Below are 21,684 nucleotides of genomic sequence, written 5' to 3'. Positions count from 1 at the left end.
GTCCGGGACTGCGGCCGTGGCGTCCGGGGTCGCCCGCGGACCGGCGGAAACACCCTTCAGCATGGCCGAACCGGGGGAGGAAAGTCCACGGGGCCCATCGGTCACCGGGTGATGCCGGCGCCGCCGAGCGGGACCGACACTCACCGGGCGCCGCCTCACAGGGCGATACGGGTGCCCCACGCCTCGGCGCGGGCGACGGCGTCGGCGACATGGGCGGCCGCGACGTCCAGGGCGGCGTGGCCGGTCGACTTGAACAGCGTGAGTTCGTCCTCGTCGCGCCGCCCGGGGTGTTCGCCGCCGAGGACCGAGCCGAGGAGCGTCAGTCGCCGCTCGGGCGGAAGGTCCTGCAACTCGTGGGCGCCGGAGGGGGGCCGGGTCGTGGCGGCGCCGTGCCATTCGGCGAAGAGGGTGGCGTCCCGGACCGTGTCGGCGTCCAGTTCGGGCCCGTGGGAGCCGCCTACCGAGCTGATGTGGGTGCCGGGGGCGAGCCATGCGCGACGGATCACCGGGAGGACGGCGCCGGTGCAGCAGAACACCGTGCCGGCCCCGCGTACCGCGTCCTCGATGCGCTCCGCCACGCTCCCGGCGGGGTGGAGCGCGGCGGCGCTCCCGGCGCGCCCGGGATCGCGGCCCGCGACGGAGACCGGGGTCTCGGGATCCACGGCCGCGAGCAGCGCGATCTGGGCGCGCGCCTGCGCACCCGTCCCGATGACGGCGACCCGCCCGGCGTCCGGACGGGCCAGCGCGCGGGCGCTCAGTGTGGCCGTCGCCGCGGTACGGATCTCGGTGAGAGGCTCCGCGTCCATCAGGGCCAGCGGACGGCCGTCGGTCTCGTCGAACAGCGCGACGATCCCCCGGTGGCTGCTGCGACCCGGCCGTGCCGGGTCGGCGAACACCGAGACCAGCTTGGCCGCGAGCCCGAGACCGGGCACATGGCCGGGCATCGCGCCGAGCAGGCCGTGCGGGGTGTGCGCGGCGATCCGCGGCGGTACGGAGACCTCGTCGCGGCCGATGGCGACGAGGGCCGTGGCCACGGCGTCCAGGACGCGCCGCGGATCGAGTGCGGCGCGCGTCTGCGCCCCGTCGAGGAAGAGGATCTCGCTCATGCCGGGCCTTCGGTGGACGGGGACGGGGACGGGGAGGCGTTGGGGGAGGGGGAGAGGGGGCCGGACGTGGTCCGGGACGGGGACGAGAGCAGGGGCGACGCTTGGCCGGTGGCTCCGGTGGCTCCGGTGGCTCCGGTGGCTTCGGTGGCTTCGGTGGCTTCGGTGACTTCGGAGGTTCCGGGGCCGGAGAGGATCCGTGCCAGTTCCTCCGTCGCCTCGCGCAGTCGCTCCCGCAGACCGGGAAGCCGGGCCTCGCCGAAGTCGGGGCCCAGCCCGACCAGGGTGAGGGCGCAGACGGGGGCGCCCGGACGCGTGACCACGGCGCGGGCGAGCGAGGCGACCGGCTGCTCGTTGCGGCCGTACTCGACGGCGAATCCGGTGCGTTCGGCGTCCTCGATGTCGGCCAGCAGCCCGTCGGGTCCCTCCAGCGGATACCCGGACTCCTCCGCGGCGCGCAGATAGGGGACCCGGTCGGCGGGGGAGAGGGCGGCGACCAGGGCGAGCGGGCCGGCGAACCGGTGAACGGGTAGTGCCTGGCCGGTCAGACTGCTGATCATCGCCAGACGGTCGGGTCGTACGACGTCGATCACGCGGGACCGGTCGACCTCGGGCACCTGAAGGTTGACCATCATGCCGGTGCGCTCGGACAGCGCCGCGAGAACCGGCCGGGCGAGGGCGCCGAGCGAGTTCCGGGCCGCCGAGGACGACAGTTGCAGGACTGCCGTGCCGGGCAGATAGCGGTCGCCGGCGCGCAGCACCCAGCCACGCCGGACCAGGTCGACGAGCACGCGGTAGGCGGTCGCGCGATGCAGCCCGACCTCCTCGGCGAGGTCGACGAGACGCGGAGGCTGGGACGCACGGGCCACGGCCTCGACCAGGTCCAGGGCCTTGTCCACCGCGGTGCGGGGTGCTGCGGGCAATTCCGGCCCCTCCTTGTGACGACGTGAGACGCGAGCGTACGGTAGCGCATGTTGCGAGAGACGATACGCATGTTACTTAGAGCGTAACAAGATCTTTCAAGCGTCCCCGGTCCGGACGGAGCCGCACCGGACGGAGTCGCTCCGGTAAGAGCTACTACTGAGGTGAAGATGACGGACGAGACTTCGGACGTACCGGCCCCGCACGCGCCCGCGGTGAAGGGAGCCGTCGCGGTCTACCGCGGCGCGACACTGTTCGACGGAACCGGTGGTCCGGTCCGGACCTCGACGTCGATCGTGATCGACGGTCCGGTCATCCGTGCCGTCGGGGACGATGCCGTGATCGCCGGGACCCTGCCCGCCGAGGCACAGGTCTTCGACCTCGACGGACGTTTCGTCGTCCCCGGTCTGATCGACGCCCACCAGCACATCGCGACGCCGCCGGACCGGCCCGTCGCCGAGGCGGTGCTGCGCCGGCTCGTCCACAGCGGGGTCACGGCCATCCGTGACATGGCGGACGACCTGCGCCAGGTCGGTGACCTGGCGAGGGCGACGCTCGTCGGCGAGATCCCCGGTCCCGACATCCGCTATGCCGCTCTGATGGCGGGACCCGGCTTCTTCGACGACCCGCGCACCCACCAGGTGTCCCAGGGCGAGACGCCCGGTGCCGTTCCGTGGATGCAGGCGATCACGAAGGACACCGACCTGCGGATCGCCGTCGCCCTGGCGCGCGGGACCCATGCCTCCGCGATCAAGGTGTACGCGGATCTCGACCACGCGACCGTCGCCGCCGTCACCGAGGAGGCGCGCCGCCAGGGCATCCCCGTCTGGGCCCACGCGACCGTCTTCCCGGCCTCGCCCGGCCAGGTCGTCGCGGCCGGCGCCGACAGCGTCTCCCACGTCACCCTGCTCGCCTTCGAGGGCACGGACGAACCGCTGACCAGCTACAAGACCAAGCCCAAGGTCGACTACGAGCGGTTCGCCGCCGGTGACGACCCCCGCGTCGAGGAACTGTTCGCCCTGATGAGGCGGCGGGGCACGGTCCTCGACGCGACCGCGGGCATGTGGGCGAGCGAGGCTCTCGCGGGCGAGGGTCCCGAGGACGCGGCGCGGGCGGCGGCCAACACCGAACTCGCCGCCGTGCTCACCGCCCAGGCCCACCGGGCCGGTGTGGAGATCGCGACCGGCACGGACTACGAGACCGACCCCGGGGACCCCTTCCCCGCCCTCTACGAGGAGCTGGAGTTCCTCGTGCGGCGCTGCGGGATGTCACCCGCGCAGGTGCTGCGCTCGGCCACGCTGATCGGTGCCCGGAGCGCCGGGGCCGAGGACATCATGGGCAGTGTCGAAGCGGGCAAGCTCGCCAACTTCGTCGTCCTGGAGGACGATCCGCTGCGGGACATCGCGCATCTGCGCAGCGTCACGCTGACCGTCAAGCGCGGCCGACGCTTCGAGCGCCGGGACTTCGACGGCACCGCCCCCGGCGCCGGGCGGCCCGAGGGCGCTCAGGGCCCCGGGTCCGAGGAGCCCGCCGCGACCCACCCCGTCGACGCGAGCCGCCCCGCCGAGTCGACCCACGCTGTCGAGGAGACCCGATGACCGACCTTCCCATGATCATCAACGCGCTCGGGCAGCTCGACAATCCGAACGCTCCCCAGTCGGCCGAGGCCGCCGCGCAGCTCAACCCCTCCAGCGAGCAGATGACCGTCGACGCCCGTACGTTGGCAGACGCCCACGCCTCCGGCCTCACCGCCGTCAACATCACCCTCGGCTACACGATGGGCGATCTGCCGCCCTACGAGCACACGCTCCACGAGATCGCCGTCTGGGACGGGATCATCCGGGACAACGCGGCCGACCTCCTCAAGGTCCGCACGGCCGCGGACATCCGCCGGGCCAGGGAGGAGGGCAGGATCGGCGTCATCTACGGCTTCCAGAACGCCGTCGCGGTCGGCGAGGACACCGGGCGCATCGCCACGTTCGCCGATCTCGGTGTCCGGGTCGTCCAGCTCACGTACAACCAGGCCAATCACATCGGCGACGGCTCCATGGCGCCGGAGAACCGGGGCCTGACCGACTTCGGCCGGAGTGTCGTCGAGGCCCTCGACGAGCACCACCTGATGGTCGACCTCTCCCACAGCGGCGAGCGCACCTGTCTGGAAGCAGCCAAGACGGCGCGGCTTCCCGTGTCGATCAACCACACCGGCTGCCGCGCGCTCGCCGACCTCCCCCGCAACAAGACGGACGAGGAACTGCGCCTGGTGGCCTCGCGCGGCGGCTTCGTGGGCATCTACTTCATGCCCTTCCTGAACGTGTCCGGCCACGCGACGGCCGCCGACGTCGTGGAGCACATCGTCCACGCGGTCAACGTGTGCGGCGAGGACGCCGTCGGTATCGGCACCGACGGGACCGTGACGTCCATCGACGACCTCGACGCGTACCGCTCGCATCTCGCCGGGCATGTGGCCCTGCGGCGCTCGGCGGGTGTCGGGGCGGCGGGGGAGCGCGACGACACGCTTCCCTTCGTGCTCGACCTGCGCGGAGTGGACCAGTTCCGGGAGCTCGTCCGTCTTCTGGAACAGCGCGGCTACACCTCGGAGCGCATCGAGAAGATCCTCGGCAGGAACTTCCTGGACTACGCGGACCGGGTGTGGGCCCCGGAGGCCGCCCGGTAGCCGGCTCCGGCACCCGGGCGGAGTGGGGTGGCGGGCGGTCGGATCGGATCCGCCCGCGGCCCCGTTCCCGGCCGTCAGGCCGTCGGGCCGTCCGGCCGTCCGGTCATCCGAATGCCGGGAGTCCCGTCACCCTCACCCGTACGAGCGGGCCCCGGCCGGCACGCCCGCCCCCGCGGCCGCCGGATCGAGCGTCATGACGAGCGCGGCGGTCGAATCAGTTGTTTGTGCAACTGAATCGAGCGTTTTGGCTTGCTTCCGCGCCGCATACGTTCGTACGCTGGCCGAATCCGCTCGCCGAACGTGTCGTCGACCGAGCTCGTCGACCGGGTTCACCGACAGAGGAGCCCTTGATGGACCGCACACGCCTGCACCAGCTCCTGGCCCGGGAGAGCGCCGAGGCGGAGCGTCGTAACCCGCGGTCCAGGGCCGCGTACGAGCGTGCCGAGCACCTGTTCGGCAGGGTGCCGATGACCTGGATGAACAAGACCGCCGGGGCCTTCCCGCGCTATCTGGACAGCGCGCGCGGCGCCCGCGTCACCGACATCGACGGGCACGAGTACATCGACTTCTGTCTTGGTGACACGGGCGCGATGGCCGGTCACTCACCCGAGGTGGTCGCCGAGGCGGTGCGGACGCGGTTCGCCGAGAGCGGCGGCGCGACCGCGATGCTGCCCACCGAGGACGCGGAATGGGTGGGCGCCGAACTGACCCGCCGCTTCGGTCTCGCGCGCTGGAGCTTCTCGCTCACCGCGACCGACGCCAACCGCTGGTCCATCCGCCTGGCACGGGCGGTCACCGGCCGCCCGAAGATCCTGGTGAACAGCTACAGCTACCACGGCAGCGTCGACGAGTCGCTGATCGTCGTCGGCCCGGACGGACACGGCACCGCCCGCCCCGGAAACGTCGGCGCCCCCTGCGACGTCACCCTCACCAGCCGCGTCGCGGAGTTCAACGACCTGGAGCAGCTGGAGCGCGAGCTCGCGCACGGCGACGTCGCCGCCGTCCTCATGGAGCCCGCGCTCACCAACATCGGCATCGTGCTGCCCGAGCCGGGCTACCTGGAGGGCGTCCGTGCCCTGACGCGCCGCTACGGAAGCCTCCTCATCAACGACGAGACGCACACCTTCTCCGCCGGCCCCGGTGGCTGCACCGCCGCCTGGGGCCTGGAGCCGGACATGCTCACGATCGGCAAGGCGATCGGCGGAGGGATCCCGGCCGGCGCGTACGGGCTCTCGGCCGAGCTCGCCGACAAGCTGCTCGGCCGCGCCGATCTGGACCTGGTCGACATGGGCGGTGTCGGCGGCACCCTCGCCGGGAACGCCCTCTCCACCGCGGCGACGCGCGCGACCCTGGAACACGTCCTCACCGACGCCGCGTTCGACACGATGGCGAAGCTCTCCGAACGCTTCGAGGCGGGTGTGCGGGCGGGGATCGGCACCTGGGGCCTGCCGTGGTCGGTGAGCCGGCTCGGAGCCCGTACGGAATACCGGTTCGCCGATCCCGCGCCGCGCACCGGAACGGAATCGGCCGCGGCGGCGGACACCGAGCTGGAGGACTTCCTCCACCTGTACCTCGCCAACCGGGGCATCCTGCTGACCCCGTTCCACAACATGGCGCTCATGTGTCCGGCGACCACCGAGGAGGACGTGGACCGGCACACCGAGGTCTTCGCCGCCGCCCTGGCCGAACTGGCCGGCTGAACGGCCCGTTAACCTTGGACCGGGCCGGCCGGAGAGGAACAGCGTGGACGAGATCGACCGGGCCATCCTGCGCGAACTGCAGATCGACGGCCGTATCGCCTATGCCGAACTCGGCCCCAAGGTCGGGCTGTCCGCGTCGGCGGCCCGCCAGCGCCTGCAACGCCTGCTCGACTCGCAGGCGGTCCAGGTCGTCGGCGTCACCGACCCGATGGGCATGGGTGGACAGGCGATGGCCCTGCTCGGCATCGCCGTGGACGGCGATCCCCGAGCGGTCGCCGACGCGCTGGCCGAACGGGCCGAGGTCGTCTACCAGGTGCTGACCTCGGGCGGCTTCGATCTGTTCGCCGAGGTCGTCTGCCCCGGACCGCGTGATCTGCTGGATTTCGTCAACGACGTCGTACGGCAGATCGAGGGCGTCCGGCAGGTGCAGTCGTTCCCCTACTTCGGGATCCACACGCACCGCTTCCTCTGGAACGTGGGCTGAGCCGCCCCCTTCGGCGGCCACCGTGCGACAGCCGAACCGTCGCCGCGGTACGACGCCTCCCCGGCGCGGCTAGTGCCGCGGCAGGCAACGTTCGCCCCGTCGCGACTCCCGGCACGCTCCCCCAAGCTCTTCGAGCAGGGGGGACCCCCACTCGCCGCACCGGGCACAAGCCCAAGTACGTCCAGTACGAGGACTTCCGGCCGGCACGCCGAGAGCACGCTCCCCCAAGCTCTCGGCTTCGCTCGAGCAGGGGGGACCCCCATGACGCCGCTCCTTGACGGGCAAACGTTGCCTGCCGCGGCACTAGCGTGCCGCGCTCCGGGCCGGCTTCTTGCCGGGCGTCGAGATCCGCACCCCCAGCGGGCGGGCCAGACCGATCACGCCTTCGTCGAGACGCTGCAGATGGCGCAGGACGCGGCCTGTGACGCGGTCGTGCCGGGGGGAGTCCGGCGTGTCCAACTCCAGCATGGCGGCGAGGCTCGCCCCGGTCTCCGCGACACCGTCCCCGGCGTCCGCGGCCACCCGGGCGACGAGGACGTCGATGTTGTGGCCGATCCGGCGGCCCGCCAGTTTGAGCCGGGGATCCGCGGCGACCGACCTGCTGTACGGGAGGAGTTCGGCCGTCGCGGCGAGGGACCGCGCGTGATAGGCGCACGTCTCCAGCAGGGCGACGATGTAGCGGGCGGTCTGACGACGGGCCCGCCACGGCGTGATGGGGTGGGTCAGCGGTTTGGTGGAGGCCCGCAGTTTGTCCAGGGCCACGTCCAGCTCGCGGGCCTTGCCCAGCAGATCGAGGGCGATACCGCCGCTGAGCTGCTCCACCGCCGCACCGCTGACGTCCCCGAGCCGGACGAGCACGGCGGCGAGGAGCTCGTCCGTACGGCGGTCGGTCTGCACCGGAAGGACCACGATGGCCGCGACCATCCCGCAGATCGCGCCGAGCGCCGTCTCCTCGATCCGCAGGACGAGCACTGCCGGACTGTAGGTGTTGAGCACCGTGTACAGCAGCCCCAGCATCGCCGTCACGAAGAAGGACATCAGGACGTACGACACGGGGGCGGTGAAGTACATGGCGAAGATGAACAGCAGGACCAGGGTGAACGCGGTCCAGGTGTGGCCACCCACCATCCCTGCCAGAACGACACCCGCGACCACGCCGAGGACCGTCCCCAGCAGCCGGCGATAGCCCTTCACCAGGATCTCCCCGGTCGAGGAGGTGTTCAGGAAGACGACCCAGCACGTCAGCACCGCCCAGTACCACCGTTGCGGGGAGAGCAGTTCCCCGCCGACGATGGCCAGGGTCGACCCGACCGAGACCTGTACCGCCGCCCGGGTCGTCGGCCGGTCAAGTCCCGTGGGGTGCGGCTCGTCCTCCTCGCCCTCCTCGGCGGCGATGGAGGCGTCCTCGGCGTCCAGCTCTTCGCGGGAACGTTTCGTCTCGGGGGAGTCGTCGGTCTCGTCCTGGGGTCCGTCGAGCGCCATCCGCAGCCCGAGGGCGGCGCGGGCCGCCTCTCCGATGCCGCGGAAGACGTCCTGCACGGCGGCCGGGGCGTGCGGCAGATTCTGCTCGTCCCGGTAGCCGAGCAGTCGGTTGCGCAGCTGGGCCACGCCGGCGCCGCGCTCACTCGAGACCGGGCCCACGACGAGTACCTGCAGTGCTTCGAGGTCGCGGTGCAGCGTCTCGATGGTGTCGTCCTGCTTCCGGAGCCGGTCTCCAGCCGCGGGCAGCGGCGCGTGCGGCAGGTGCAGGGCGAGCGTGTCGGCCTGTTCGGCGCTGCGCGCGGTGAGGATGAGGATCCCGAGCCGTTCCGCGGCGATCTCGGCCTCGGCGACCCGCCGCTGGAGCAGCGAGGCGCTCGCGCCGTCGGCGGTTCCCTCGTCCAGACGGTCCTGGATCATCATCGCGCTCTCGTGCAGCCGCGCGGTGTGCAGCCGTACGTCGTCCAGGGCCTTCTCGACCTCGTCCTGACCGGCGTCGAGAAGGTCGATCTGGACGGACACCAACTGGGCCACGCGAGCCCGGAACGCCTTGCGCAGCCGTCCCAGGACCCGCTCGGTCGACTCGGCGATCACGCCGAAGCGCACCAGGGCACTGCAGGCGAAGCCGATGGCCAGTGTCGCCCAGAGTTCGGGAAGGGAGGCGTAGGTCGCTCCGCCGAACAGGGACAGGAAGTAGACCTGGAAGGCGATCAGCCCGAGCGCCGTACCGCGGTCTCCGTACCGGCGGCAGTAGACCGCGGCGAAGATCAGGGCGAGGAAGCACGCGTCGCTCGCGACCGAATGACCGCGCAGCAGCGCGCCCAGCGACATCGCCATGACCGCCACGGGCAGGCCGAGCGCCAGCGTGACGGCCTGTTCGCCGCGGTGCTTCTCCTTGATGGAGAACGTGGCGACCATGGCGGTCATGGCTCCGGTCACCATGCGGCTGGGACCGGAGCCCATCAGGCCGAGGACGGCGAGGGTGAGGGCGATCGCGCCGACGGTCCGCAGCCCGGCCATGAGCCGCAGCAGGCCCGGGTCGGATGCCACGAACCGGTTCCAGATCGCCACTCGGTTCGGCCGAGTCACTGTCCTCACGCTGCCGTCGTTCCCTGCTCCCAGGTCATGATCCGGTACTTCAGCATGGCACCTTGCGGCGTTCTGCGCCGGATGGTGCCCGGGCGCCCGCCTCGCGGAGGGTGCGAGCGGCCTCTTGTGGGAGCGCTCCCATGCGAGGGAGGATGCACCCATGAACCCAGTGCCGACCATTCGCCCCTACCGGCCCGCCGACCGCGCCGCCGTCGCGGAGGTGTGCGTGAGCACCGCGGACCTCGGCGGGGATTCGCGAGCCCTGTATCCCGACGAGGAGCTGATGCCGGCGCTCTTCGCGGCGCCCTACTGCCATCTGGAGCCGGGCCTGGCCTTCGTCCTCGACGACGGGAGCGGCCGGGCGGTCGGCTATGTGGTCGGCACCGGAGACACGGCGGACTTCGCCGCCCGGTTCCGCGGCACATGGATCCCTCGGGTCGCGCACCGCTATCCCGAGCCCACGACGCCGCCGCGCACACCCAGCGAGGTGATGGTCGGGCTGCTGCACACCCCCGAGCGCATGATCCTGCCCGAACTCGCCGCCTATCCGGCGCACCTGCACATCGACCTGCTGCCGGACTTCCAGCGGCGCGGCCACGGCAGAGCGCTGATGAACACCTTCCTCGCCGCGCTGCACGACCGCGGGGTACGGGCGGTCCATCTGGGCATGGTCACCGCGAACAAACCGGCCAGGGCGTTCTACGACCGTCTCGGCTTCCACGAGATTCCCGTCGACGACCCAGGGCCCCTCACCTACCTGGGAAGGCCGACGGCGGTGGCGGAAACGTGAACGCACCGGTTCCGGCGGACGGAGCCGTCGGAACCGGTGCGGGCGGTGCGTGAACCTCAGCGGGTGGCAGTGGCCGCTTCCGGCGTGGCCGTGAGGCCGGCCTCGTCGTCTCCGGCGGTGGCGCGGACGGCCGGAATCAGGGCGGCGATGGCCGCGGCCACCAGGGCGACACATCCGCCGACGATGAGTCCGGTGCGGAAACCGTCCTCGGAGGTGAAGGTGTAGCCGCCCGCGCTGGTCGTCATCTGGGCGAGGGTGACGCCGACGACGGCCGAGCCGACCGAGGTGCCCAGCGAGCGCATCAGCGTGTTGAAGCCGTTGGCCGCGGCGGTCTCGGAGAGCGGGACCGAGCTCATGATCAGGGCCGGCATCGATCCGTAGGCGAGGCCGATACCGCTGCTGGTGACCATGAGGGTCAGCATGAGACCCCAGGCCGAGCCCATGAGGACCAGCGACAGCCCGTAGCCGAGGGCGACTACGAGAACTCCGCAGATCAGCGTGAACTTCGGGCCGCGGGCGTCCGTCAGCTTCCCGCCGAGCGGGGAGACGATCATCATCATGATGCCGCCGGGTGCCATCCACAGGCCCGCCGCGAGCATCGACTGGCCCAGGCCGTAGCCGGTGGCCTCGGGGAACTGGAGCAGCTGCGGGATGATCAGCATGCTCGCGTACATGCTGAAGCCGACGAAGATCGAGGCGACGTTGGTGAGCAGGACCCGGGGGCGGGCGGTGGTGCGCAGGTCGACCAGCGGGTCCTTGGCGCGCATCTCCCAGGCGCCCCAGGCGACCAGGACCACGACGGCGGCGACGAACAGCCCGAGCGTCGTCGCGGAACCCCAGCCCCAGTCGGCGCCCTTGGAGACGCCGAGGAGCAGGCAGACCAGGCCGGCGCCGAGTCCGAGCGCGCCGAGGACGTCGAAGCGCTGACCCTTGGCGCTGGCCGGCACGTCCGGGATGAGGAACCAGATCAGCGTTCCGATCGCCAGGGCCAGCACGGCGGAGCCCCAGAAGAGGACGCGCCAGTTCGTGTACTGGGCGACCGCGGCGGCGATGGGCAGGCCGAGGCCGCCGCCGATGCCCATGGAGGCGCTGACCAGCGCGATGGAGGAGCTCAGCTTCTCCGCCGGCACCACGTCGCGCAGCAGGGCGATGCCGAGCGGCACGATGCCCATGCCCATCCCCTGGAGGCCTCGTCCGACGATCATCGGGACGACGGACGAGGAGAGCGCGCACACGACCGAGCCCGCCATGAGCGGGAGGGAGCAGGCGAGCAGCATCCGCCGCTTGCCGACGAGGTCGCCCAGCCGGCCGGAGACCGGGACGCAGACGGCCGCGACCAGCAGGGTGACGGTGATGACCCAGGCGGAGTTCGCGGGCGTGGTGTGCAGGATCTGGGGCAGTTCGGCGATCAGCGGGGTGACCAGCGTCTGCATGATCGCCGCCACGGTGCCGGCGAGGGCGAGCGTGGCGACCACGCCGCCCGCTCGGGCGGAAGGCTGGGGGGCGTCCATGAGGGACTCCTCGGGTCTGTCTGCGGGGCAAGAGATGTGCATCGTACATGTCTTATGTATCGCGCATGTGATGTGGTTCATGCATGTGATGTGGGCCGTGCATGGGGGTGTGGGACCATGAAGCCGGGCCGCACCGATGTGCGCGGGACGCGCGGCTCAGGTGACACCGGGAGGCGGCAGGCGGATGGTCAGGCCCACACACGAGGTCGAGTACGAGCAGATGCTGCTCAGCCGCCACGGATGGATGAACCACAGAGGCGGCCGCACCAAGGACGGCGTCCTGGAGCGCAGCGCGTACATCCTGCTCAGCCGGATCCGCATCCAGGGGCCGATGACGATCGGTGAGTTGAGCGACGCCTTCGGGCTCGACGCCTCCACCCTCAACCGGCAGACCGCGGCGGCGCTGCGTGCCGGGCTCGTCGAGCGCATCCCCGACCCCGACGGGGGCATGGCCCGCAAGTTCCGCATCACCGACGAAGGGGCGCGGCTCCTGGACCAGGAGCGGCATGGGCTCATCGACGCGCTGGACCTCGTCATGGCCGACTGGCCGGAGGATGACATCGCCGCGTTCGCCTCCTACTTGCGGCGTTTCAACACGGACATCGAGCGCATCGGCGGACGTCCCTGGCCGCGTCCGTGAGCTGAGGTCCGACTGCCGCCGCTTCTGACTTCTCCTGGCGGCGAGGTCTCCCGCTGACAGGCGGGGCGGGGCGGAAAACCGGGCGACGCGGTGGCGTGCCGCCTTCTAGGCTCGCCCACATGAAAAGTTCCGGGGGACTGCTGAACGTCGTCGATGTCGAAGCGACCTGCTGGGAGGGCGCGCCTCCGCCCGGAGCGGTGAGCGAGATCATCGAGATCGGCCTGACGGTCGTCGACCTGGACGAAGGCGTCCGGCTGGAGAAGCACCGGCTTCTGGTGAGGCCCGCGCGGTCGACGGTCAGCGCCTTCTGCACCGAGCTCACCGGGCTGACACCGGACGAGGTCGAGCAGGGGGTCGAATTCGCCGAGGCCTGCCGCGAGTTGGCCGCGCGGCATCGTACGGGGGAGCGGCCGTGGGCGAGTTGGGGCGACTACGACCGTCATCAGTTCACGCGTCAGTGCGCCGCCACGGAGACTCCGTACCCCTTCGGTCACCGGCACGCCAACGCCAAGGCGGTCTTCACCGCCGCTCGCGGGCTGCGGAAGCGGCCGGGGATGGCGCAGGCCCTCCGCCTGGCCGAACTGCCCCTGGAGGGGCGGCATCACCGGGGCGAGGACGATGCGTGGAACATCGCCGCACTCGTTCTCGACCTGGCGGGGCGCGGGGCCTGGCCGGGTGCGTGACGCCCTCGGCGCCCGGCCGGCCCGGCGGATCCGCCCCCGGTGTCAGCCGCTCTTGTCGGCGTCCCGGGCCGCCTGCTCCAGCCGCGCCCGATAGTCCTCCCACCACGCCGAGTCACCCGGCATCAGGCTGTCGTTGTCCTCGTTCATCCCGGCTGCGCCGTCCAGGAGTTCGCGGATGATGTCGGCGTGCCCGGCGTGCCGCTGGGTGTCGGCGAGCACGCGAACGACCGCGTGATGCAACGTCACCTCGTTCTTCCCGGCGGGCCACCACGGCACCGTGCCGGTCGTCTCCAGTGGCAGCGCGTCGATCGTCGCGTCCGCGTGAGCCCATGCCCGGCGGTAGAGCCCCACGACGAACTCGCGTGTCTCGTCCGCGGTGGCCCACATGTCCCCGTTCGTCTCGTGGGCGTGCTCCAGCCAGGGGAGCGGCTCACCGGACGGCCGTCCGAAGGTGTCGCCGAGGTAACCCAGTTCCATCGTGGCCACGTGTTTCACCAGACCGAGCAGGTTGGTCCCGGTAGGGGTGAAGGGGCGGCGGATGTCGTATTCCGAGAGACCCTCGAGCTTCCAGATCAAGGCGTCGCGAGCCGACTGCAGATAGCGGTGCAGGTCGGCCTTGAGGTCGGGTGAAGTCATGGCGTTCAGTCTGCCGGGCCCGGGGGCGTTGTAGTGGTCGACCGGATCAAGTAGCGTCACCGACGTGAACACCGGACCGGCGTCAAGCCACACACGGATCGGCAATCCGGCGGAGGGCTGATCGCCCAGTGGGTGCGCCGAAGGCACCGTCTCAGTCCGGCACGTGGACCTCCCAGTGCTTGTGCACCGCGAGTCCTTTTTCCGTGTCGAGCACTACTGAGGTCAGTCGAATGACAGTCACCTTCAATCACACCATCATCGCAGCCAAGGACCGCCACGAGTCGGCACGCTTCTTCCGGGAGCTGCTGGAACTGCCGGAAGCGCCGTCCTGGGGTCTCTTCACCAACATCCAGCTGACGGACGGCGTGCTGTTGCAGTTCGCCGAGCCACCGGTGGACATCCAGATGCAGCACTACGCGTTCCTGATCGACGACGAGCTGTTCGACCGGGCCTACCGGCGGCTCTGTGACGACGGCGTCGAGCACTGGGCCGATCCCCAGATGCGGCGCTCGGGCGAGATCAACAACGAACACGGCGGCCGGGGCGTGTACTTCAAGGACCCGGCAGGCCATGCCATCGAGTTGATCACCCGCCCCTACCTGTAGCCGGCGGAGCCTGGTCGGGTGCGCGGGATGCGGCGCCCGACCAGGCAGCCGGCCGAACCGGGCGCCGTGCGGGCGGGTGCGGGGGTGCGAGCGGTGGTGCGAGGCGCGGCAGGCCGAAGACAGGGTGCGCCGGAGTACGACTGGTTCACCCCGATGGGTTGTTTTGTGGCGGGTTGTCGCGAACAGGGCGTGGATGTCCGGTGCTTGGGGAGAACCTGGAGGTACGCGCAACGCCGTCATCGAGGAGTGCCGCGTGTCCGATGTCGTCTTCACGGCGGATTTCGCCTCGCCTCGGCAATGGGTCGCGGGCCATTCCTGGGCCTATCCCGACGGCGGTCCGGTCAATCCGGACGACGGGAAACTCGACCATCTGGTGACCGACCCCGCCTACTGCCGGACGGGCCGCTTCCTGGCCACGCGACGCCCGGACGGTGACTGGGACGCGGGCCTCCTCACCACCGAGGGCAGCGCGGACGGGTTCATGGTCCGTACGGGGGACGTGCTGGAGACACGGGTCAAGCTGCCGACGGTGACCGGGGCCTGGCCGGCCGTCTGGACATGGCGGGACGGCGGTCAGGAGATCGACGTCTTCGAGTACCACCCCGACAACCCGGACCTGCTGGAACTGTCCAACCATGTACGCAACACCCACCGTTACTACCGGAACCCCGCCATTCGGCCGGGTGCCTGGGTCGACCTCATGGTCGAGTTCGGCGCCCAGCGGGTCGCGTGGTGGGTGAACGGGATCCAGGTCTTCGACGACCGGCGCGGAGTGGGCAGATCCTGGCACGCCTATCTCATCGTCAACCTGTCCGTATGCGCCGGGCGTTACCACCCGCCGCCGCCTCCCGAAGCCTCCGAGATGGACTTCGAGGTGGCCCGGCTGACAGTCCGCAGATCCCGGGTCGGCAGGCCCTTTCCCGCGACGGAGGAGTACGGCGCCGACCTCGTGGACTGAGACGGGAACCGGGCGGCCGTCGGCGGGAGCACGGAAGCCGCCCGCCGGCCACTGGGATCCGCGGGCCGGGCACGGGAATCCTCGGCAGGTGCATCCGCCGAGCCCCTCGGCGCGGAAGCACGGCATCAGAAGCGACGCCGCGCCGGTGCGCGTCGCACCGACAGGTGCCGAGGGCCATGCCGAATCCGGAGCCGGGGCGGGACGCCCCCGAGACCGCCTACATCAGTCACGTCGGCGACTGCCGCAGGTGCCGACGGGAGTCGGGACGCTGCCCACAGGCGGCACGCCTCTGGCGCTTCTACCAGGAGTGGCGCGACGGTTACCGCGCGCGGCCCGAGGACACGGGCTGAGCCCACGAACTGAGCCCACGGCTTGGTCGGCTACGGGTGGTAGGTGGTCGGCGACCGGTGGCCGGTGAGATGATCCCTCCTCCCGGTCCAGTGCGAGGCGTGCGGGAACGTCGCGAGGTGGAGAGGTGTCATGCGAGGCTCTGCGCGGATGTCCGCCGATGATGTGTCCCGGTCCCGGGCGAGCGGCGCCCCCGTGGCGCTGCGTCCGTGTCACGTCGTCCGCCCGGACGCGGGTCCCGCGCGTGCCGCCGTACTGATCCTTCACGGTGGAACCGTCGACAGCAAGGACCCGTTGCGGCCGTGGAATGTGGCACGCGCCCGGATGCGGCCGTTCGTGCGCTCCGTGACGCGGGCCCTGCCGGACGGGAACGCGTTCGTCGGGCAGGTGCGCTACCGCTACCGGGGGTGGAACGGCGTGGACGCCGACCCCGTCGCCGACGTTCTGCGGGCACTGGATGAACTCGCCGCTCTGGTGGGGGAGGTGCCGGTCGTGCTCGTGGGCCATTCGATGGGCGGGCGCGCGGCCCTGCGGGCCGCGGCCGTGCCCCAGGTCCGGGCCGTGGTGGCGCTGGCGCCTTGGTGCCCGGAGGGTGAGCCGGTGGCCCACCTCCGGGGCAAACGCGTGATCGTGCTGCACGGCGACCGGGACCGGGTCACCGACCCCGCGGAGTCGTTCGCCCTCGTCCGCCGGGCCGCGGAGGCGGGATCCTCCGCGAACGCCGTGCGGGTCGAGGGCGGTGACCACGCCATGCTCCGGCGCGCGGGGACCTGGCACAGAGCCACCGGTGCGACGGTCGCCGATCTGGTGACCCGGATCGGCGCTGGGCTCGACCCGCTCCCCGCCGAACGGCCGGGTGGCGAACCCGGCGTCCTCTAGCAGCCGGTCACCGGTTGGCGTTCGGCGGTCGTTGCCGCCAGATGTGTCCGGCCCGTCCTCGGCCTCCGGTCGCGTTCGGCCGGCCGTCAGGGGCCGCGTGTGTCGAGCCGGTCGTCGGGGTCCGGGGTGGGGGAGAAGGGGCGTCGGGCGCCGGACGACGGCCGTGCGGTGGACGCGGGAAGCGGGGCGCCCGTCGACGGATCCCAGCTGAGGATCCACTCGAAGTCGCGTTGCAGCCGACGGGCCTCGCTTCGCACGAGCGTCGGTATGTCGCCGCGTTCGGAGATCAGTTGGGCATAGATCGGCGCATCGTGCACGTGGGGATCCTCGACTCGCTCTCGTGGTCTGACGTGCCTCGACGGTACGGCCGGCACGTGGCCGCAGTGGTCATCCGGCCAGCTCGGCCAGAACTGATCAAGGTGTGACCGATGGGTGCCGTCGATGTCGAACGACATGCCAGGGAACGTCAGTTCTGTGCACGCTTTCGACACATCCGGGGCGGCTGGGCGGGTGACCGGCGGACCTGGACGACCCGGCCCCGTGCGGTCGGCCGGCCGTCGGGGTGGAGCGGGGCGGTCCGGCCGGGCGGGGGGTTCGGGGTGGGGCCGGGACGGTCATCGGGCCCCGAGCGCCCAACATCCTTGCTCAGCGGCTTTTTCGAGCACGGCCCGTGTCCTCACCGTCGCGCTGCGAGGTGATGCGATGAAGGTCACGAAAATGTATCGGACATCTGGGACGTGGATCTTCACATCGGGTGCACAACATGGCTAAGTTGGCGACCGGGCCGCCCGACTCCCTCCGGCGAAGCTCGCCGGGCGGCGCGGCCTCCGCCGAATCCTGCCTGTCCTCGTGGCAGCTGGAGCCGGGGACCCACCGAACTTGGGGTGAATCGGCCAACTGCCTTACGGGGTAGGGGCCGTAGGGCATACCTTCCGGAATCGTCCGCCCGAACCCGACAGCTAACCCGGTAGGCGGACGACGGAAGGAGCACCACTCCATGGCGCCGGAACGCACCCCGCCCAGCGGCGAAGAAGTCGCCCGACGGCTCTCGTCCCTCTACGACCAGGCGGAGCTCGCCACCGGTAAATTCAACGGGACCCGCGCCTCGGCGAACTCCACCCGCAGGCCGGGCCGACGGGGCTCCGGTCAGGGGGGCGGGGGTTCCGATCCCGCCCAGGAAGACCTGATGCGGCAGTTGTACGACGGGGCACGCTCCCGGTACGGACCCTCGGCTCCGGCCACCCTTCCGGCCGACAGGCAGCCGGAGCGCGGCGGCGAGAGTGCCCGTCCGAGGGAGGGCGCGAAAGGCCCCAAGGGGTCCGCGGGGGAACTTCCGACGGTGTATCAGCTGGAGCAGATCGTCCGGCCCGTCGCCGAGTTGACAGCGGCACCGATGCGCGAGCTGACCGCCGGCCCGGCTTCGGAGCCGGCCGCGCGCCCCGTCCTGGAGCTGACCGCGGGTCCGGTGGCCGGGACGACGGCCGGTCGCGCCCCGGCGCCGGGAGCCGAGGCCGTGGGCCGTGCGGCGCTTCCCGCGGGGTCCGCTCCGGAGGCCGCCCCACAGAAGTCCTCGCCGCACGTCAAGAAGCAGACCGCCCGGCGCAAGCTCGCCGCCGCACAGGAGCTGATGGCACGGAACGCGGCACGGCAGAGCATGCCCGTCGCGCAGGCCCCGGCGATCGAGTACCGGCCGGTGGAGGAACCCCGGCTCCCGTCCTTCCCGTCGGTTGGTCAGACGGGTTCCTTCCCGTCGGTTGGTCAGACGGGTTCCTTCCCGTCGGTCGGTCAGACCGGTTCGTTTCCGTCGGTCGGTCAGACCGGTTCGTTTCCGTCGGTCGGTCAGACGGGGTCGTTCCCGGCAGCCGGCCCGACCGGCACGTTCCCGTCGGTCGGTCAGACACCCGTGTTCCAGCCGGCGCCCCAGCCCGCCCCGTACGAGCCCACGCCCCAGCCCGCGGCACCCCAGCCGGCGCCCATGCCCACGGTCTTCGACACGGGCTCCATGCCCCGGGCGTACGAGGCGGCGCCTCCGACCGGCGAGTACAAGTCGGTCCTCCTGCCCCTCGGGTACGAGCCGCCGCCCCCGCCCTCCGAGTACACGTCGGTGCTCCTGCCCCTCGCGTACGAGACGGCGGCCCCTCCCAGCTCGTACCAGCCGGCTCCGATGCCCCCGGTGAGCGAGCCGGTGCCTCAGCCTCCGGTGTACGAGCCGGCACCGGGTCCCGTCGCGTATCAGCCGGCCCCCGCGCCTCCGGCGAACCAGCCGCCGCCCCCGCCGGCCGACGACGCCTGGCGGCAGTCGCTGCGGCCGGCCGGCCAGCAGCAGGCCTGGCCCGCCGCTCCCGGAGCCGTCGACACGAACCCCGGGTTCAGTATCGACAGTCTCGTCGCGCCCGCCGCCCCGCCGGTCGTCGGACCCGACAGCAGGGCCGCGGAGGCGGTCGCCTTCGCCCGCGCCCAGATCGGCAGACCCTGCGTGTGGGGAGCGTCCGGACCCGGTTCGTACGACCCCTCCGGGCTCACGCAGGCGTCCTGGAAGAGCGCCGGGGTCATGCTCCCCCGTGCGACGCAGGATCAGGCACAGGTCGGCCCGGCGGTCGCCCTCGGTGCCATGCAGCCGGGTGACCTGGTCTTCTTCCACGCCAATGTGAGTCACGTCGGCCTCTACGTGGGTGACGGCATGATGGTCCACGCTCCGAGTCCCGGAGCACGGATCACCGAGGAGTCGGTCGAATACGCCGGACAGGCGGCCGTCCACAGCGTCGTACGTCCGGTCTGACCTGCGGCCCGGCTCAGGGGCGTACCGCCGTTCGGGGTGCACCGGCCGCTCGTGAAGTGCCGTCGTCCGCGAGCACGGGCGCGGCGGCGCGCCGTCAGAACTCGCTGTCGATCCCCGTGACGGCGGCAGGCCCCAGCGGGGCGTCGTCCGGGGACAGGCCGCTGTCCAGGAGGGCGCCGGAGACGAGCCGCACGGCTTCGGCCTCGGCGCTTCTCCGGTCCGCCGCCTCGACCTCGAGCCGGACGGAGAACCTGTTGTCCTCGTCGACGGTCAGCAGGCTCAGTTCCTCGCTCTCGCCCAGGTCCGTGTTCTGCGGGTCCTGGGGGCGAAGCCTGCGCTCCACGTCGGCACGGGAGGCGTCCGACAGGCCGTGGACGAACGTCCCGGGAACGGTGATGACGTAGGTGGTCACAGGAGCTCCTAGTGCGGCCGGCGCGTGGGCCTGAAGTGGGGTCGGTTGTGTGATCGCCCGTATACCCCGCATTGTGCCGGGCACCCGGATCTTCTTCGCGTCGGGCGGAGCCGGCGGTGCGGTGAGCGGGCCCGGCGGTGCCTGCCGCCCGGTGATCGTGTGGCGATACGGTCGCCCCATGGCTGACGCTCGGTTGACCACCGCCTCGTATCTCGTCCTCGGCATCATCGACAAGCTGGGCGAGGCCAGCGCGTACGACGTGAAAGGGGAGGCGGCGCGGACGGTCGCCCCCTTCTGGTCGGTGCCGCACGCGCAGGTGTACGCGCAGTGCGACCGTCTCCTCGACGCCGGGATGCTGTCCCAGGTGCGGCAGGAGAGCGGCCGCAACCGCAAGGTGCTGACGCTGACGGAGCAGGGCAGGGCGGCCCTGCGGGGCTGGCTCGACGACCCCGCGTTCGTCCCGGTGGAGGCTCGTGAGCGCGGCATCCTCAAGCTGTGGTTCGGTGGCGAGCCCGCCGTGCTCGGTCCGGTACAGCTCGGTGAGCACCTCCGGACCCTGGGCGAGTACGAGGAACTCGCCGAGACCGTCGGGGAATTGCTGACGGGCGGGCAACGGGACGCGCTGGAGTTCGGAATCCGGTACGAGCGGATGATGATCGACTTCTGGCAATGGGTGCAGCGCCGGGACGAGGACACGACAGACCGTTGACCCCGGCGGTGGACGGCCCTACCGTCTCGATAGTCCAAACGAGACTATCGATGGCCGGGTCGCGGCCACGAGCAGGGAGTCGTCGTGCGCCGTCCCACGGGCACCACCTGGCGCCGCCTCGCCGTCATCGCCGTGTCCGCCGTGTGCGTGGGCTACGCGCCGATCGCGATGACCGAGCTGTGGCCGTACGCGCACCCCGGCGCACCGGCGTTCGGTGAGTGGATCCTGGCCCACGTGGTCTCGCCGCGCTACGTGGCCGACGCGCTGGCCACCCGGATCGGGCCGTACCGCCACAGCCTCGTGCCGATGATCGTGCACTCGGTGCTCGGTGGTGTGCTGATGCTGCTGGGCCCCGCGCAGGTGCTCACCGCCGTACGGCGGCGCACGCGGCTGCACCGGGGGCTCGGGGTGGTCTTCGCGGTGACCGTGTACGCCTCGATGGCGGGCGCCGGGATGTACCTGGCGCGCACGGCCCCCGAGGACGCCTTCAGCGGCGCCGCCTTCTGGATCGTGCTCGCGACCATCCTGGTGGGCACCGTGATGAGCGTGACCTTCGGAGTGCTCGCCGCCGTCGGGGGCTTCCCCGACCTGCACCAGCGCTGGATGCTGCTGTGCTACGGCTTCCTGCTGACCGCCCCGCTGCTCCGCTTCGAGTGGGGTGGCCTGCCGCTGATCCTGCCGGGACTGTCCATGGCCGAGATCAACCAGCTGGCCACCATGCACCTGGGCTCCGTCGTCGCCCTCGGCGCCCTGATCGCCTCGCGTTCCCTCGACCGGCGCGCGAACGTCGCGGGGGTGTCCGGGTCGTGGGCCCCTGTGCCCGTCCTGGCCCTCGCGCACCTGGCCGGAGCGGCCGCGCTGACCTGGATCGCGCGCGCCTCGCTGGACCACGGGACGCGGGGGAGGCGGCTCCTGCTCGCCTATCTCCTGCCGTACGCCGTCACGTACGCGGTGATGGCCCTGCGCGCGAGGCGGGCCGGCCGGGAGGGCCGCCTCTGGGCGCGCGAGGAGTGGCGTCTGCACTGGGTGGCCCTGTGCCTGGCGCCGGTGCTGTCGGTCGGGGCCGCTCCGCTCTTCGAACGGTCGCTGGGGCTCGACGGGCTCACGGCGCTGGCCGCGGGGGCGGCGATCGGCTGCGGCGTGATGGCGTTCACGGCGACCCTGATGGTGAGCGTGCGCGTCATGTACGCACGGGAGGTCCTCAAGAGGGCCGCGCCCGCCCCCGGTTCGGTCACCCGCCTCTCCGCACCGGTCTCGTAACCCCTCCTCGCCCCCGACGCGTCC

The 21,684-nt window shown here is 71.7% G+C and carries 21 protein-coding genes and 1 riboswitch; of the genes, 14 read left to right on the top strand and 7 right to left on the bottom strand.

Translation table 11 applies throughout. From position 1 onward, the window contains the following. Positions 1-155: 155 nt before the first annotated feature. Together OG485_RS04150 and OG485_RS04145 are read right to left on the bottom strand one after the other, a co-directional pair. Positions 156-1,106: an ornithine cyclodeaminase family protein gene (locus OG485_RS04150; protein WP_328664602.1), complete on the bottom strand. Its 951-nt coding sequence runs from the start codon at positions 1,104-1,106 to the stop codon at positions 156-158. Continuing rightward, entirely contained in the window at positions 1,103-2,026 is a 924-nt protein-coding gene (locus OG485_RS04145; protein WP_328664601.1) for an IclR family transcriptional regulator, read from the bottom strand. The genes OG485_RS04150 and OG485_RS04145 overlap by 4 nt, the downstream gene beginning before the upstream one ends. A 168-nt stretch (positions 2,027-2,194) precedes the next feature. On the opposite strand from OG485_RS04145, the gene OG485_RS04140 reads away from it, so the two are divergent. From OG485_RS04140 to OG485_RS04125, 4 genes are all read left to right on the top strand, one after another. Continuing rightward, the gene (locus tag OG485_RS04140; protein ID WP_328664599.1) at positions 2,195-3,622 is read left to right on the top strand and encodes an amidohydrolase family protein; all 1,428 of its coding nucleotides are present in this window, start codon (positions 2,195-2,197) and stop codon (positions 3,620-3,622) included. Next, the gene (locus OG485_RS04135; protein ID WP_328664597.1) at positions 3,619-4,698 is read left to right on the top strand and encodes a dipeptidase; all 1,080 of its coding nucleotides are present in this window, start codon (positions 3,619-3,621) and stop codon (positions 4,696-4,698) included. Before OG485_RS04140 ends, OG485_RS04135 begins: the two co-directional genes overlap by 4 nt. Before the next feature lie 350 nt (positions 4,699-5,048). Then, the gene (locus tag OG485_RS04130; RefSeq protein ID WP_328664595.1) at positions 5,049-6,398 is read left to right on the top strand and encodes a transaminase; all 1,350 of its coding nucleotides are present in this window, start codon (positions 5,049-5,051) and stop codon (positions 6,396-6,398) included. Between the two features lie 43 nt (positions 6,399-6,441). After that, entirely contained in the window at positions 6,442-6,882 is a 441-nt protein-coding gene (locus OG485_RS04125) for an Lrp/AsnC family transcriptional regulator (RefSeq protein ID WP_328664593.1), read from the top strand. Positions 6,883-7,185: 303 nt separating this feature from the next. Here the strand turns inward: OG485_RS04125 and OG485_RS04120 are convergent, their stop codons facing one another. Then, positions 7,186-9,459: an FUSC family protein gene (locus OG485_RS04120; protein WP_443048650.1), complete on the bottom strand. Its 2,274-nt coding sequence runs from the start codon at positions 9,457-9,459 to the stop codon at positions 7,186-7,188. Positions 9,460-9,610: 151 nt separating this feature from the next. Between OG485_RS04120 and OG485_RS04115 the strand changes: the two genes are divergently transcribed. Then, positions 9,611-10,240: a GNAT family N-acetyltransferase gene (locus OG485_RS04115; protein WP_328664591.1), complete on the top strand. Its 630-nt coding sequence runs from the start codon at positions 9,611-9,613 to the stop codon at positions 10,238-10,240. Between the two features lie 56 nt (positions 10,241-10,296). Here OG485_RS04115 and OG485_RS04110 read toward each other — a convergent pair whose 3' ends face one another. Further along, positions 10,297-11,751: an MFS transporter gene (locus OG485_RS04110; protein WP_328664589.1), complete on the bottom strand. Its 1,455-nt coding sequence runs from the start codon at positions 11,749-11,751 to the stop codon at positions 10,297-10,299. A 184-nt stretch (positions 11,752-11,935) separates the two neighbouring features. On the opposite strand from OG485_RS04110, the gene OG485_RS04105 reads away from it, so the two are divergent. Further along, entirely contained in the window at positions 11,936-12,391 is a 456-nt protein-coding gene (locus tag OG485_RS04105) for a MarR family winged helix-turn-helix transcriptional regulator (protein ID WP_328664587.1), read from the top strand. Between the two features lie 119 nt (positions 12,392-12,510). Beyond that, positions 12,511-13,074, top strand: coding sequence for a 3'-5' exonuclease (locus tag OG485_RS04100; protein ID WP_328664585.1), 564 nt, complete (start codon positions 12,511-12,513; stop codon positions 13,072-13,074). 42 nt (positions 13,075-13,116) lie between these two features. Here the strand turns inward: OG485_RS04100 and OG485_RS04095 are convergent, their stop codons facing one another. Beyond that, a complete protein-coding gene (locus OG485_RS04095; RefSeq protein WP_328664583.1) occupies positions 13,117-13,710 on the bottom strand; it encodes a DinB family protein in 594 nt (197 codons plus the stop codon). Positions 13,711-13,940: 230 nt separating this feature from the next. Between OG485_RS04095 and OG485_RS04090 the strand changes: the two genes are divergently transcribed. The 4 genes from OG485_RS04090 (at position 13,941) to OG485_RS04075 (ending at position 16,500) form a co-directional block, all read left to right on the top strand. Then, positions 13,941-14,315, top strand: coding sequence for a VOC family protein (locus tag OG485_RS04090; RefSeq protein ID WP_328664581.1), 375 nt, complete (start codon positions 13,941-13,943; stop codon positions 14,313-14,315). Between the two features lie 253 nt (positions 14,316-14,568). Then, positions 14,569-15,273, top strand: a complete 705-nt coding sequence (locus OG485_RS04085) for a beta-glucanase (RefSeq protein WP_328664579.1) — start codon at positions 14,569-14,571, stop codon at positions 15,271-15,273. A gap of 176 nt (positions 15,274-15,449) precedes the next feature. Beyond that, complete coding sequence (locus OG485_RS04080; protein ID WP_328664577.1) at positions 15,450-15,623, top strand: hypothetical protein; 174 nt, start codon at positions 15,450-15,452, stop codon at positions 15,621-15,623. A 130-nt stretch (positions 15,624-15,753) separates the two neighbouring features. Continuing rightward, the gene (locus OG485_RS04075) at positions 15,754-16,500 is read left to right on the top strand and encodes an alpha/beta fold hydrolase (protein ID WP_328664576.1); all 747 of its coding nucleotides are present in this window, start codon (positions 15,754-15,756) and stop codon (positions 16,498-16,500) included. 86 nt (positions 16,501-16,586) lie between these two features. On the opposite strand, the gene OG485_RS04070 is transcribed toward OG485_RS04075, so the two are convergent. After that, positions 16,587-16,817, bottom strand: a complete 231-nt coding sequence (locus OG485_RS04070) for a hypothetical protein (RefSeq protein WP_328456447.1) — start codon at positions 16,815-16,817, stop codon at positions 16,587-16,589. A 501-nt stretch (positions 16,818-17,318) separates the two neighbouring features. Next, positions 17,319-17,490: riboswitch (cyclic di-AMP (ydaO/yuaA leader) on the top strand. Positions 17,491-17,497: 7 nt separating this feature from the next. On the opposite strand from OG485_RS04070, the gene OG485_RS04065 reads away from it, so the two are divergent. Next, complete coding sequence (locus tag OG485_RS04065) at positions 17,498-19,279, top strand: NlpC/P60 family protein (RefSeq protein ID WP_328664575.1); 1,782 nt, start codon at positions 17,498-17,500, stop codon at positions 19,277-19,279. Positions 19,280-19,373: 94 nt separating this feature from the next. Here the strand turns inward: OG485_RS04065 and OG485_RS04060 are convergent, their stop codons facing one another. Next, positions 19,374-19,691, bottom strand: coding sequence for a hypothetical protein (locus tag OG485_RS04060; RefSeq protein WP_326789838.1), 318 nt, complete (start codon positions 19,689-19,691; stop codon positions 19,374-19,376). 178 nt (positions 19,692-19,869) lie between these two features. Here OG485_RS04060 and OG485_RS04055 point away from each other — a divergent pair, with 178 nt between their 5' ends. After that, positions 19,870-20,400, top strand: coding sequence for a PadR family transcriptional regulator (locus tag OG485_RS04055; RefSeq protein ID WP_328664574.1), 531 nt, complete (start codon positions 19,870-19,872; stop codon positions 20,398-20,400). Between the two features lie 84 nt (positions 20,401-20,484). Then, a complete protein-coding gene (locus OG485_RS04050) occupies positions 20,485-21,660 on the top strand; it encodes a DUF2306 domain-containing protein (RefSeq protein WP_328664573.1) in 1,176 nt (391 codons plus the stop codon). The last annotated feature ends 24 nt before the right edge of the window (positions 21,661-21,684 follow it).

The sequence above is a fragment of the Streptomyces sp. NBC_00328 genome (genome assembly GCF_036139655.1).
Classification (GTDB): domain Bacteria; phylum Actinomycetota; class Actinomycetes; order Streptomycetales; family Streptomycetaceae; genus Streptomyces.
The sequence above is the reverse complement of the archived record's forward strand: the minus strand, read 5'-3'. Positions and strand labels throughout refer to the sequence as shown.